Below are 13029 nucleotides of genomic sequence, written 5' to 3'. Positions count from 1 at the left end.
CTGAGTGTTGATGATGACCACTTCATCGCTGCACAACGTACATCCTCACACTCAGGCGTTGGCGTCCGGGCTCCCGCCCCGCGCGGGGCTGGGGCTCAAGACCGGGCACTTCGGTGAAGTACTCGGCACCCGCCCGGACATCGGTTTCTTCGAAGTCCACGCCGAAAACTACATGGTCGCCGGCGGCCCGTTCCATCACTACCTGGGATTGATCCGCGAACAGTACCCACTGTCGCTGCATGGCGTTGGCCTGTCGATTGGTGCCGAGGGCTCATTGAACACCGAGCATCTCGACCGCCTCGCCAAACTGATCGAGCGCTATCAACCCCAGTCCTTTTCCGAACACTTGGCCTGGTCGAGCCACGGCCCGGTGTTTCTCAATGACCTGCTGCCGCTGGCCTATGACCCATCGACACTCAACCGTGTCTGCGAGCATATCGACCAGGTCCAGCACCATCTGAAACGTCCCATGCTGCTGGAAAATCCGGCGACGTATCTGCAGTTCCAGCGCTCCAGCATGGAAGAAGCCAGCTTCATCACTGAAGTCATCCGCCGCACTGGCTGCGGACTGCTGCTGGATGTGAACAACGTCTACGTGTCCTGCATCAATCACCAGCGCGATCCATTGGCCTACATCGACGCACTGCCGCTGCACGCCGTGGGCGAGATTCATCTGGCCGGCTTTGCCGAAGACACCGACAGCCTCGGCGATCGCCTGTTGATCGACGATCATGGCGCGTCCATCGATAACGCCGTGTGGGCGCTGTACGCGCGCGTTCTGGAGCGTATCGGCCCGGTGGCCACGCTGATTGAGCGCGACAATCAGGTACCTGCGTTTTCCGTGCTGCACGCCGAGGCCCGTCAGGCCGATGAGCTGCTGGGTTACGCCGAGGTTCGCCGATGAGCGCTCAAGCCGATTTCGCCGCCGCCCTGCTCGATCCTCAACGACCCTGCCCTGACGGCTTGCTCAGCGCCAACGGGGCTGATCCGGCCAGCCGCTTCGCGGTGTATCGCAATAACGTACAGAACTCGTTGATCAACGCCTTGGCCGACAGTTATCCGGTGGTTTCGCAGTTGGTCGGGGATGAGTTTTTTCGGGCCATGGCCCAGTTCTATGTGCAGGTTTTTCCACCGACCAGTGCGCTGATCAACGACTACGGCAGCGACTTTGCCGGTTTCATTGAACACTTTGCGCCAGCCGCTTCGGTGCCGTATCTCGCGGACGTTGCACGGTTGGAGCGCTTACGGGTCAGGGCCTATCACGCGGCGGATGCAAGCGCCGTCGAGTCTGCACAGATTGCAGCGGCGTTGGGCGCGCCCGAAGCCCTCGCCGAGCTACGCATTGATCTGCATCCCTCAACGTTCACGCTGACCTCGGCGTACGCCATGGTTACGCTGTGGGCCGCCCATCAGGCAGACACCCCTCCCCAGAACCTTGAGCCGTATCACCGGCAAAGCGCGCTGGTGCTGCGCAACGGTCTGGAGGTCGAGGTCTTCGCCGTCGATGTCGGCACAACGACCTTCATCCACAGCCTGCAAAACAGCCGTCCACTGGGAGAGGCCGCGGCCGATGCCCTGAACGTTGCACCGGCGTTTGACCTGAGCCAGTGCCTGGCACTGTTGATTGGCCACAACGCCATTACCCACTTACAACACGACAAGGTATCGCCATGAACGCGCGCACTGAACACCCGAACGCCATCGCCCGTCTGATGGAGCGGATCATCGAAGTGTTCAAGAGAATCCCTCACAGCCTGATCGCCTTCGTTGCGCGTTTCTCCATTGCAGCGGTGTTCTGGAAGTCCGGGCAAACCAAGGTCGAGGGCCTGGCCGTCGACCTGTTCGACGGCACCTTCCAGCTCGGTATTCCACGCCTGGCAGACTCGACTATTCCGTTGTTCCAGAGCGAATACCACGTTCCATTGCTATCGCCGGAACTGGCGGCGCACATGGCGGCCTTCGCCGAGCATTTCTTCCCGATCCTGATCCTCGTCGGCTTCGCCACGCGCTTTTCGGCCCTGGCATTACTGGGCATGACCCTGACCATTCAGATCTTTGTCTACCCGGGCGCCTACCCGACTCACGGCACCTGGGCGGCGATTCTGTTGTACCTGATGGCCAGGGGGCCGGGCGTGCTGTCGATCGATCATCTGATCGCCAAGCGTTATCGCTGAAGCCGATCCAGCGCTTCGCCGCTGCGCTTGAACCACCCCATCAGGTAGTCAGCCAGCACCTGCGTGCGTTTGGGCAAACCGCCCTGATACGGGTGCACCAGATACATCGGCATGCTGCGGGTCTGATAGTCGCGCAGCAGCCAGCGCAAACGGCCATCGGCCAGTTCAGCCTGAAGCAAGTAAGAAGGCAGGCGCGCGATTCCCGCATGGGCCAGCGCGGCTTTCTTCAAGAGGTTGTAGTGGTTGCTGGCGAACGGCCCCGAGACCCGCACTCGCAACAGTTCATGTTGCTGGTGATACAGCCACTCTTCCCGGCCGCTGTAGTGACTGTTGAGCAGGCAACGATGATCGGCCAGGTCCGCAGGTGTCTGCGGCTCGCCAAACTGCTCAAGATAAGCCGGGCTGGCGCAGGTCATTTCATGCCAGGCCAACAGTGGTTTGGCGACCAACCGCTGATCATTGGCCACTTCTGAACGAATCGCCAGATCGAAGCCATCCCGTGACAGATCGTGATAGCTGTTATTCAGATCGAGTTCGATCTGCACCTCGGGATATTCCCGGGAAAACTCCAACAGCAGCCCATCGAAAAAAGTCTCCCCCAACGACACCGGCACCGTCATCCGAATGGGACCCGCCATATCGTCCTTCAGACGTGCCAGAGCCTGACGCGCCCGCTCAACCTGAATCACCAGTGCCTGCGCTTGCGGCAACAACGCCGCACCGGCCGCCGTCAGGCTCAAGCGTCGGGTGGTGCGCTGCAACAGCACCACGCTGAAGCGTGCTTCCAACAGGCTGATGCGCTTGGACAGCTGCCCCTTGCTACACCCCAGTTGCTGTGCGGCCAGAGTGAAACTACCGACTTCGATCAACACCGCAAACGCCGCCAGATCGTCCATTTCGCTCATGGATTGTTTCCATTTGAAAACCAAAGGTTGCCCATTAGCGCGCTTATCAATAAAAAAAACCACACTAGACTGAAACCACATTCATTCACTTGAGGAACAGCACGATGAAAATTCTACTGATTGGCGCCTCCGGCACCGTCGGCTCGGCCATTGACCGAGAACTGTCCCAGCGCCACAAAATCACCCGTATCGGCCGCAAGAGCGGTGATTTCCAGGTCGACATCAGTGACAGTGCCTCGATCCGCAAACTGTTCGAACAGACCGGCAACTTCGATGCGCTGATCTGCGCCGCCGGCAGCGTCAACTTCGTGCCGCTGGCCAACATGACCGAAAAAGACTTCGAGCTGGGTTTGCGGGACAAGCTGATGGGGCAGGTCAACCTGCTGCTGATCGGCCGTGAATTCGCCAATGACGGTGCGTCATTCACCTTCACCACCGGCATTCTCAGCCACGATCCAATTCGTACCGGCAGCTCGGCTGCCATGGTCAACGGCGCCCTGGACAGCTTCGTCCGCGCGGCGGCTATCGAATTGCCTCGTGGCCTGCGGATCAACTCGGTCAGCCCGAACGTACTGGTTGAAGCCATGGGCAGCTACGCGCCGTACTTCCGTGGTTTCAAGCCGGTTCCGGCCGCCGATGTAGCGCTGGCCTATGCCAAAAGCGTGGAAGGCTTGCAGACCGGGCAGATCTACAACGTCGGATGATGACACCCAAGTGCGGCGCGGCATCAGCGCCGCACTAAGGTGCGGGAAGCTCCAATAGCGTTGGAACAAGCTTGCGGGCGATCTCGCGCGGCACGGATATCACCAGACCCGGTCCTTCAATAACCGATTGAATGGTCGTGGTCGATATCTGTAGCCCATTGATGAACAGCCTCAAGGGCTGGTGCAGCTCCTGACGAGTCACTTGCGCCAATCGGCCTTGCGCATCTGGACTCAGCGTGACACGAAGCCCTACGGACTGTGGATTGAGATTGTCTACTGTCCTGAGCTCCAGACTCATCGCGGTAAAATCAGAGGCCGACGAAAACGCGATTTCTGCCGCCAGACACTGCAACGCGGCCGCCATCCCCAGCGCCACGAAAAACGCCCTCCATATACCCGTCATAAAACCTCCTTCAGTCGAGACAGACCAGCAAGATATCCCCAAACACTTTTACCACCGGCACCTGAAATGCTGCCGAATGTAACCTGAACGCACATCAGATCCTGAACAAGCCCAACTCATGCCTTGTGATCGCCACTCATGCTAAGTAACGTGGCGGCACTTGTCTGGAGACCTAACGATGCGTGCTGCCCGTTCCCTGATGTTTGTCGCCCTGCTTCCTGTATTCGCCGGTTGCCAGCTGCTGCAGAGCCAGCCTGAAAAACCGTCCACGGCGGGCCTGACCCGCCTGCAGGGCGAACTCAGCATGGCCAGCGGCAAACTGGTGTTTCAGCCATGCCAGGAGAATAAGCTGTATGTCGTCAATGACACTGGCAGCACCAGTGTCCTGCAAGAAGCTGCAACGCTGGCAGGCACGCAGCACAAGATTTTCGCCGATATACGTGGTCGGGTTGCCACTGGCAAATCCTCTGACACTGGCGCCCAGCTCGACGTGCAGCAGCTCTACCGCGTCGAACGTTCTGCTACAGCCTGCGAAGACCCCAACTTCCAGCGGCTGATCCTGCGCGCCAGCGGGAACACGCCTGACTGGAACGTCAAGGTCAACACCAAGGGCATGGTGATCGAACGCGCCGGCCAGCCAGCGCTGGCCTTGCCGTTTCTGGAAGAACAACTCGGTGACGGGCGTTTCAGCCTCAGTAGTGAAGCCAATGACCAACACGTTGAACTCTGGATCGCACCACAACGCTGCGTCGACAGCACCCGCAGCAGCGTTCAATTCATGAGCGCCGAACTGCGAATCAATGGTCAGGTACAACGTGGCTGTGCGTATTTCGGTGGTTCGCGTAACGACTGATAACAGGGCCTGTTCGACGAGCTGCTGTTTTAGCCTCACCGGAACGGGCCTTTGAGGCTTATAATCGCCGGTTTGTGAAACGCCTTTGGCGCAGTTGTGCGCCCCCGCGAACCGGATCCCGTCATGTTACGAATCACCGAACTCAAGTTGCCGATCGACCATCCCGAAGAAGACCTGCGCCCTGCCATCGTGCAGCGCCTGGGCATCGCCAGTGATGACCTGCTCGATTTCACCTTGTTCAAGCGCAGCTACGACGCGCGCAAAAAATCCTCCGAACTGTGCTTCATCTACACCATCGACCTCAGCGTGCGCGATGAGGCGAAGTTGCTGCACACGTTCGCCGACGACCGTAATGTCAATGCGGCGCCGGATGTCAGCTACACAGTTGTTGGCCAGGCCCCGATGGATTTGAGCCAACGGCCGATCGTGGTCGGTTTCGGCCCGTGCGGGATTTTCGCCGGATTGCTGCTGGCGCAGATGGGTTTCAAACCGATCATTCTTGAGCGCGGCACAGAAGTGCGTCAGCGCACCAAAGACACCTGGGGCCTGTGGCGCAAAAGCGTGCTCAACCCTGAGTCCAACGTGCAATTCGGTGAAGGCGGCGCGGGGACATTCTCTGACGGCAAGCTGTACAGCCAGATCAAGGATCCCAAGCACCACGGCCGCAAAGTCCTGCATGAATTCGTCAAAGCCGGTGCGCCGGAAGAGATCCTCTACGTCAGCAAGCCGCATATCGGTACGTTCCGTCTGACCGGCGTCGTCGAAAACATGCGAGAGCAGATTCGCGCGCTGGGCGGTGAAGTACGCTTCCAGCAGCGCGTCACCGATGTGCTGATCGAAGACGGTCAACTGACCGGTATCGAGCTTGCCAGCGGCGAACAGATCCACTCGAAACACGTGATCCTCGCCCTCGGCCACAGCGCCCGCGACACCTTCCGCATGCTCCATGGTCGTGGCGTGTTCATGGAAGCCAAGCCGTTTTCGGTGGGTTTCCGCATCGAACACCCACAATCGCTGATCGACAGCGCGCGCCTGGGCAAATATGCCGGTCACCCGAAACTCGGTGCCGCTGACTACAAACTGGTGCACCACGCCAAGAACGGTCGCTCGGTCTACAGCTTCTGCATGTGCCCGGGCGGCACCGTAGTGGCGGCGACCTCCGAGCCGAACCGTGTGGTGACCAACGGCATGAGCCAGTATTCGCGTAACGAACGTAACGCGAACTCCGGGATTGTTGTGGGTATCACCCCGGAAGTTGACTATCCGGGCGGCCCGCTGGCCGGGATCGAGTTGCAGGAGCGTCTGGAGTCCCACGCCTTTGTGCTGGGTGGCAGCAACTACGAAGCGCCGGCGCAACTGGTCGGTGATTTCATCGCAGGCAAGCCGTCGACCGCCTTGGGCAGCGTCGAACCGTCCTACAAACCCGGGGTTGCACTGGGCGATCTGGCGCTGGCCTTGCCGGCATTTGCCATCGACGCCATTCGTGAAGCCTTGCCGGCCTTCGAGAAGCAGATTCGCGGCTACTCGCTGCATGACGCAGTGCTGACCGGGATCGAAACCCGCACCTCTTCGCCGCTGCGGATTACCCGCAACGAGTCGATGCAGAGCCTGAACGTCAAAGGCCTGTTCCCGGCCGGTGAAGGCGCCGGTTATGCCGGCGGGATTCTGTCGGCGGGTGTCGACGGGATTCGTATTGCCGAAGCGGTGGCGCGAGACATCCTCGGTATCGAGGCCTGATACACAATCACTGAAGCCAAACAGAACCTGTGGGAGCGAGCTTGCTCCGGGCGGCGTTCCGACGATGACGGATTAACATTCAACAGAGATGTTGACTGATCCGCCGCTATCGCGAGCAAGCTCGCTCCCACAGGAGTGTTCAGCGCCTGAGCGATCTCAGATATTGGCGCGCAACACGCTGGCCGGCAGCGGCTCGCCGCGTTCGACACTGGCCGCAACGGCCTCGATCAGACCACTCAATTCATAACCCTGAGCCTTCAGCCACTCCTGATCGTAATAGGTGGTCGCGTAGCGTTCGCCGCTATCACACAGAATCGCCACGATCGAGCCACTCTCTCCTGCTGCAATCATCTGCTGGGCCGCCATCAGGGCCCCGATCAGGTTGGTCCCGCTGGAACCGCCCACGTGCCGGCCCAGACGCTGCGCCAGGTAATGCATGGCCGCCAGCGACAGCGCATCCGGCACTTTGACCATCGCGTCGATGACCTTCGGCAAGAACGATGCCTCGACCCGTGGCCGGCCAATCCCTTCGATCCGCGAACCGCAGTCCAGACGCAAGCTCGCGTCGCCGGTCTGGTAGTACTCGAAGAACACCGAACGCTCGGCATCGGCGCACAACACGCGGGTGCAATGCTGGCGATAGCGCACATAGCGCCCCAAGGTCGCGGTGGTGCCGCCCGTGCCAGGACTGGAAATCAGCCAGCTCGGTTCAGGATGACGTTCGAAACGCATCTGCTGAAAGATCGACTCGGCAATGTTGTTGTTCGCCCGCCAGTCTGTGGCACGTTCGGCATAGGTGAACTGGTCGATGAAATGACCATCGTGCTCCCGGGCCAGACGCTCGGACTCGGCGTAGATCTGCGTCGGATCCTGCACCAGATGGCTTTTGCCGCCGTAGAACTCGATTTGCGCAATTTTCTCCCGGGAGGTCGTGGCCGGCATCACGGCAATGAACGGCAAGCCGAGCAACCGGGCGAAATACGCCTCGGAAATCGCCGTCGAACCGCTGGACGCCTCGATCACCGGCGCCCCCGGCTTGAGCCAGCCGTTACACAATGCATAAAGGAACAGCGAGCGCGCCAACCGATGTTTGAGGCTACCGGTGGGATGACTGGATTCATCCTTGAAGTACAACTCGATGCCCGGTAATCCCGGCAGTGGCAAAGGGATCAGGTGCGTATCGGCGCTGCGCTGGAAGTCGGCTTCGATGATCCGGATGGCTTCGCGGGCCCACTGACGGTTGTCGCTCATGGTCTTTTTCTCGTTGAATCGATTAGGCATAGGGAAACCTGACGGTGACAACAGGCAACGAATTGACCTTGTCGAAAGGCTCAATCAGTAAGCTTAGGAAAAAACCTACATAACGCACAGGTACAGCTGAGGTTCAATACGCCGTGCAACTGCTAGGCTCAGCCCGGTAGACATCGTTGTAACGACATATAACAAAAAAGAATATAACTTTTGTTTTAACAACTAACCGTACGGGTTAGGGTGGTCCACCTTTTGAATCGATAGATGGAGAGCGACCTTGCCTCTGCGTAGCACTTTCACGCGTTTCTTTCAGTTGGAAGCTGCCAGCGGTCTGTTATTGATTGCCGCCGCAGCTCTTGCCCTGATCATCAACAACTCACCGCTGTCCTGGCTCTACAACGGCCTGCTGGACACTCCCGTGGTCGCCCAGATCGGCGCCCTGAAAATCGCTAAACCGCTGTTGTTATGGATCAACGACGGCCTGATGGCGATGTTCTTCCTGCTGATCGGCCTTGAGGTCAAACGCGAAATCCTTGAAGGCCATCTGTCCAAACCCTCGCAGATCGTCTTGCCGGGTGGTGCGGCCATCGGCGGCATGGTCGTGCCGGCGCTGATCTACTGGTTCCTCAACAAGGACAACCCGCCAGCCCTGAGCGGCTGGGCCATTCCGATGGCCACTGATATCGCCTTCGCCCTGGGCGTGCTCGCCTTGCTGGGCAAGCGTGTGCCGGTGTCGTTGAAGCTGTTTTTGATGACCTTGGCGATCATCGATGACCTGGGTGCAATCATCGTCATTGCGATCTTCTATTCGGGGACGCTGTCGACCTTGTCGTTGATGCTGGCCGCCGCCTGCATTGTTGCGCTGGTAGCGATGAACCGTCTCGGCGTGGTCAAGCTCGGGCCGTACATGATCATCGGTCTGATCCTCTGGGTCTGCGTGCTCAAGAGCGGTGTCCACGCCACATTGGCTGGTGTAACCCTGGCCTTCTGTATCCCGTTACGAACCCGGAATGCCGAGCCTTCGCCGCTGCTGACCCTGGAGCACGCGCTGCATCCGTGGGTAGCCTTCGGCATCCTGCCGCTGTTTGCCTTTGCCAACGCCGGCCTGTCGCTGACCGGCGTGACCGTCGAGAGCTTCACTCACCACGTGCCTATGGGTATCGCCGTCGGCCTGCTGCTGGGCAAGACCGTCGGTGTCTTCGGCCTGACCTGGCTGGCCATCAAAACAGGTATCGCGGGCCTTCCCGCTGGCGCCAATTGGGGTCAGGTACTCGGTGTGGCGGTTCTCTGCGGTATCGGTTTCACCATGAGCCTGTTTGTCGGTTCCCTGGCCTTTGTACCGGGCAGCAGCGAATACGCGGGCATGGACCGCATGGGCATCCTCACCGGTTCGATCCTCGCCGCGTTGATCGGTTACGCCTTGATGGCTGGGGCAAGCAGCAAAAACGCGACGCTCTCCTCGTAATCAGCAGAGAAAGCGCCCAAGCACATTCAAGACTCGTCCTACAGCCACGATTGGTCACATTCGATAACGTCGCGCAGCCCCTCTCACGGGGCTGCCGATGGACAAACCGAGCAAGGACAATCAGTGGCTGTTAACAAGGACATTCCCAAGGCTCGAAATCCACCATCAGGCGATGGACACCACGTCACCGAACGGTACATGACTGCTACCGAGCTGGCAGAACGTGACGCCAGACAAAAAGCCTACGACGACATGCTCGCAAAGCAAGCAGCCTTCGAAAAGCATCGCCAGCTCGCTGTCAAACAAACCTACCCTACCCGGGCCGGGTGCGTCTTCGCCAAGTCCTGCAAACTGCCGGATGCAATCATCGACTACTCGAGTCCTTCGGGCGTCGTCCCCACCGACAGCCTGAAAGACTACGGCGACCTGATCCTTCTGGGTGCACGTGAGGCGGATGAATCCGGGCTGCTGCCACTGAAGAAAATCAGTAAATGTATGACAAGCGAGGGAAGCACCTCGGTGAATATGACCCGATTACAGGGAAACAGACTAAACCCGTGGATAGCACAAGGAGTGTTGAACCATGATTTATCTCGTAGAAGCTTATGACAAAGTAACGGAGCTTCTGGTTTTTGAGGAAGAACTACCGAAGGGATGCGATGAGCAGCTAAGAGCAATAATGGGCTGGACTACAGATCAACAAGGTTGGGAGGGGTATGACCTCTCAAGCTCCCAGCTTTCAGCCATAGAGGAAATACTGGGCAAGAAAATCTACGACTCAGCATACCTCTTTCAGCTCAGCTGTAATGTGTAGCGCGTAAAACAACCACCCAAAAACACAAAACCCCGACCAGTCACCTGATCGGGGTTTTGTTTTAACCGCGTAAAACTTAGTGCGAAACGCGGCTGGTACCACCCACGGTGGAGATGCGAACACGTTCGCCAACGCGGAACACTTCGTTTGGCTGAACTTCCTGGACATAGGCGCGCATGCTGCCGTCGTCTTCGCGAACGGTAATTTCCACGCCTTGGGTACGGGTCACACCTTCTTCGATGGCAGAGCCCGCCAGACCGCCGGCCACCGCGCCGACCACCGCAGCAACGATGCTGCCTTTGCCGCCGCCAACGGAGCTGCCGGCAACGCCGCCAACGACCGCACCGGCTGCGCCACCGATCGGGGTTTTGGTGCCTTCGATTTTCACCGGACGCAGGGATTCGATGGTACCCATGCGAATCGTCTGCACCCGACGTGCTTCGTCACGGGAGTAGGAGTCACCGGTCAGGCTCGATTGGCAACCAGTGAGCAACATCGCCATCGTAGAAAAAGAAGCAACCAGCAAAACAGACTTACGCATAGCATCAACTCCAAAGGACAGGTATTCATTAAACTCCGCAGCTTGACGCCTGTCACGGCACTGCCCGGATAAAATTGGTTTCATTCAGGTGCAGTACAGTCGCACTTGAGAACTCATCACACAGTAGCGCCAAATTCCAGAACCTGCGCCACCGCCCCAAGGATTTCCATGGATTACTTTATCATCGTCGTCACTACCGTTGCCGGGCTGTACTTCCATGGGTGGCTGTACGTGCGGATCAAACGCTGGATGGACCGTGATCTGGCGCTGGCACTCGCCGGCAAAGATGAGCAGAAAAAGGCGTTCATGCTGCAACAACTGGCCAGTGCCAGGCAGCAAAAGATCAAACGCCGGGACCTGCCACAGTGGCTGGAGGCGGCCGCAGCCACCTACCCCACTGTGTAACCGATTTACGGCGCCAGGCGTTCGCGACGCCAGTCGGCGCCTTGCAGACGATAGTTCAGACGATCATGCAAACGGCTCGCCCGACCTTGCCAGAACTCGATGCGCTCTGGCAGCAAACGATAGCCGCCCCAATGTTCCGGGCAATCCGGCTGACTATCGCTAAAGCGCTGCTCGGTAGTCTTGAGCAACCCTTCCAGCTCGGCACGATCGGCAATCACCTGACTCTGCGGCGACGCCCAGGCCCCCAGGCGACTGCCCAGCGGCCGCACCTGGAAATAGGCATCGGATTCCTGCGGCGTGACCTTCACCACCTGACCCTCGATGCGCACCTGGCGCTCCAGGGTCGGCCAGAAGAAGGTCATGGCAGCAAACGGATTGACCGCCAGCTGCTGCCCCTTGGCGCTGTCGTAGTTGGTGAAGAAGGTAAAACCCTGCTCATCAAGTCCCTTGAGCAACAGGATCCGGCAATGCGGGCGACCGTCCTGATCAACTGTGGCCAAGGTCATGGCATTCGCCTCGACCGGAGGTTGTTCGGTATTCACCGCCTCGGCGAACCACTGATGAAACAGCGCGAACGGCTCGGCCGGGGCCTGAGCCTCGGTCAAACCATCGCGAGTGTAGTCACGACGCATATCAGCCAAAGTCCGGGGCATGGCGTTTTCCTTGTGCTTGGTCAGTCAGTTCCTGGCCTGATTACTGGCCGCTGGTGGTTTTTGCCGCCGTATCCGCTTTATCCGCTTTGGCTGCAGCTGGCTTCTTGGCTGGCTGTTTTTTGGCCGGAGTTTTCTTCGCCGCAGCCTTTTTCGAGGCAGCGCCTTTCTTCTTCGAAGTCGCTTTTTTCTCGGCCACGGCTGGAGCTGCTGGTTTCGCGGGCTGCGCTGCAACCATTTCCACCGGCGGTGGCGTCGGCTGGCTGTATTTGTTCAGCAACGCCAGCATAGTGGTGCGCTGGGTCAGCATGATTTCCACACGACGGTTCAAGGCACGGCCCTGAGCGCTGTCATTGGCGGCGCGCGGCATCAAGTCACCCATACCACGCAACATCAGACGATCATTCTTCAAGCCACCGAGACTGAAGATCGACGCAACGGAAGTCGCACGGTCCTTGCTCAGCTGTTTAGTCTCGGCACTCGTTCCCGTGTTGTCACCGTGACCCAGTACCAGCACGGAAGTCTTGGTATCACCTTCAACCAGCTTGGACACTTTGGTGAACTCACCAAGGGCCGAAGGCAGCAACATGGTCGGACGTTTCGGGTTGAAGGCGTCATCCACCGGGACCACCACGACCAACACATTCTCGCGACGCTCTACTTGCAGGCGGCTGCCCTGGACGGCAGCGCGCAGACGTGGTTCGTAATCGTCCAGCCAGGCCTGGGTGATTTTCGGATCAGGCATTGGCACATCTTTGATATCGGCCTTGGTTATGGCCTTTGGCTGGTCGCCAAACGGCCACCACCATTTGCTTTCGCTATCGGCTTTGGCCGCTGCGGCAGCTGAGGTGGCTGGCGCAGCAGCACTTGCAGTCGATTTGGCCTTGGCAGCGGCAGCGGCTTCAGCCGCCTTGGCGTCCGGTTTAACGTCCGGTTTGGCAGCGCCTTTGTCCGCGACCTTGTCCGAACCGGAACCGAATGACCACCAGTGGCCCCCGTCTGCATCATTTTGTGGAGTTTGCGCGCAGCCAGTAATGCTGAGACACAGTGCCAAGGCTAGAGATTTGTTCGGTGACATGGGGGATATCCACACAATGAGATAGAAAGCTGTGGGTCACTACGACCCG

At 59.0% G+C, this 13029-nt stretch carries 16 protein-coding genes and 1 pseudogene; 11 read left to right on the top strand and 6 right to left on the bottom strand.

The genetic code is table 11. The features are described from left to right. Window positions 1–10: 10 nt before the first annotated feature. From bufB to AC1RPZ_RS19260, 3 genes are read left to right on the top strand one after another with little or no spacing between them, the layout of a single operon-like run. Window positions 11–904 carry an MNIO family bufferin maturase gene (bufB, locus tag AC1RPZ_RS19270; RefSeq protein WP_493138520.1) on the top strand — a complete coding sequence of 298 codons (894 nt, stop codon included), beginning with the start codon at window positions 11–13 and terminating at the stop codon, window positions 902–904. Beyond that, window positions 901–1674, top strand: coding sequence for an HvfC/BufC N-terminal domain-containing protein (locus AC1RPZ_RS19265; RefSeq protein ID WP_493138519.1), 774 nt, complete (start codon window positions 901–903; stop codon window positions 1672–1674). The genes bufB and AC1RPZ_RS19265 overlap by 4 nt, the downstream gene beginning before the upstream one ends. 38 nt (window positions 1675–1712) lie before the next feature. After that, on the top strand, window positions 1713–2174 hold the full coding sequence (locus tag AC1RPZ_RS19260) for a DoxX family protein (protein ID WP_493138619.1): 462 nt from the start codon (window positions 1713–1715) through the stop codon (window positions 2172–2174). Here the strand turns inward: AC1RPZ_RS19260 and AC1RPZ_RS19255 are convergent. After that, window positions 2165–3079 carry a LysR family transcriptional regulator gene (locus tag AC1RPZ_RS19255; protein ID WP_493138518.1) on the bottom strand — a complete coding sequence of 305 codons (915 nt, stop codon included), beginning with the start codon at window positions 3077–3079 and terminating at the stop codon, window positions 2165–2167. The two genes, AC1RPZ_RS19260 and AC1RPZ_RS19255, sit on opposite strands and share 10 nt — an antisense overlap. A 104-nt stretch (window positions 3080–3183) precedes the next feature. Between AC1RPZ_RS19255 and AC1RPZ_RS19250 the strand changes: the two genes are divergently transcribed. Beyond that, window positions 3184–3783, top strand: a complete 600-nt coding sequence (locus AC1RPZ_RS19250) for a short chain dehydrogenase (RefSeq protein WP_493138517.1) — start codon at window positions 3184–3186, stop codon at window positions 3781–3783. Window positions 3784–3817: 34 nt separating this feature from the next. Here AC1RPZ_RS19250 and AC1RPZ_RS19245 read toward each other — a convergent pair whose 3' ends face one another. Continuing rightward, window positions 3818–4186 carry a hypothetical protein gene (locus AC1RPZ_RS19245; RefSeq protein ID WP_493138516.1) on the bottom strand — a complete coding sequence of 123 codons (369 nt, stop codon included), beginning with the start codon at window positions 4184–4186 and terminating at the stop codon, window positions 3818–3820. Between the two features lie 178 nt (window positions 4187–4364). Between AC1RPZ_RS19245 and AC1RPZ_RS19240 the strand changes: the two genes are divergently transcribed. Beyond that, window positions 4365–5039 carry a COG3650 family protein gene (locus AC1RPZ_RS19240; protein ID WP_493138515.1) on the top strand — a complete coding sequence of 225 codons (675 nt, stop codon included), beginning with the start codon at window positions 4365–4367 and terminating at the stop codon, window positions 5037–5039. Window positions 5040–5162: 123 nt separating this feature from the next. After that, entirely contained in the window at window positions 5163–6776 is a 1614-nt protein-coding gene (locus tag AC1RPZ_RS19235) for an NAD(P)/FAD-dependent oxidoreductase (protein ID WP_493138514.1), read from the top strand. 156 nt (window positions 6777–6932) lie between these two features. Here the strand turns inward: AC1RPZ_RS19235 and AC1RPZ_RS19230 are convergent, their stop codons facing one another. Continuing rightward, the gene (locus AC1RPZ_RS19230; RefSeq protein ID WP_493138618.1) at window positions 6933–8027 is read right to left on the bottom strand and encodes a PLP-dependent cysteine synthase family protein; all 1095 of its coding nucleotides are present in this window, start codon (window positions 8025–8027) and stop codon (window positions 6933–6935) included. Window positions 8028–8304: 277 nt separating this feature from the next. On the opposite strand from AC1RPZ_RS19230, the gene nhaA reads away from it, so the two are divergent. From nhaA to AC1RPZ_RS19210, 4 genes and pseudogenes are all read left to right on the top strand, one after another. After that, complete coding sequence (nhaA, locus tag AC1RPZ_RS19225; RefSeq protein ID WP_493138513.1) at window positions 8305–9492, top strand: Na+/H+ antiporter NhaA; 1188 nt, start codon at window positions 8305–8307, stop codon at window positions 9490–9492. Between the two features lie 123 nt (window positions 9493–9615). Continuing rightward, window positions 9616–9981: pseudogene (locus AC1RPZ_RS19220) on the top strand (toxin); the annotation flags it as partial. 2 nt (window positions 9982–9983) lie between these two features. Then, on the top strand, window positions 9984–10079 hold the full coding sequence (locus AC1RPZ_RS19215; RefSeq protein ID WP_493138616.1) for a colicin E3/pyocin S6 family cytotoxin: 96 nt from the start codon (window positions 9984–9986) through the stop codon (window positions 10077–10079). Beyond that, the gene (locus AC1RPZ_RS19210) at window positions 10076–10306 is read left to right on the top strand and encodes a DUF7683 domain-containing protein (protein ID WP_493138512.1); all 231 of its coding nucleotides are present in this window, start codon (window positions 10076–10078) and stop codon (window positions 10304–10306) included. Before AC1RPZ_RS19215 ends, AC1RPZ_RS19210 begins: the two co-directional genes overlap by 4 nt. 76 nt (window positions 10307–10382) lie before the next feature. Here AC1RPZ_RS19210 and AC1RPZ_RS19205 read toward each other — a convergent pair whose 3' ends face one another. Next, window positions 10383–10847 (bottom strand): outer membrane lipoprotein, encoded by a 465-nt coding sequence (locus AC1RPZ_RS19205; protein WP_493138511.1) that lies wholly within the window; start codon window positions 10845–10847, stop codon window positions 10383–10385. A 168-nt stretch (window positions 10848–11015) separates the two neighbouring features. Here AC1RPZ_RS19205 and AC1RPZ_RS19200 point away from each other — a divergent pair, with 168 nt between their 5' ends. After that, entirely contained in the window at window positions 11016–11252 is a 237-nt protein-coding gene (locus tag AC1RPZ_RS19200; RefSeq protein ID WP_493138510.1) for a hypothetical protein, read from the top strand. A gap of 5 nt (window positions 11253–11257) precedes the next feature. Here the strand turns inward: AC1RPZ_RS19200 and pdxH are convergent, their stop codons facing one another. Then, entirely contained in the window at window positions 11258–11905 is a 648-nt protein-coding gene (gene pdxH / locus AC1RPZ_RS19195) for a pyridoxamine 5'-phosphate oxidase (RefSeq protein WP_493138509.1), read from the bottom strand. A gap of 40 nt (window positions 11906–11945) precedes the next feature. Next, window positions 11946–12980: an OmpA family protein gene (locus tag AC1RPZ_RS19190; protein WP_493138508.1), complete on the bottom strand. Its 1035-nt coding sequence runs from the start codon at window positions 12978–12980 to the stop codon at window positions 11946–11948. Window positions 12981–13029: the final 49 nt, after the last annotated feature.

It is taken from the genome of Pseudomonas sp. GW822-FHT02D10, from assembly GCF_058802345.1.
Note: the sequence above shows the minus strand (reverse complement) of the source record. Positions and strands in the feature narration are given on the sequence as shown.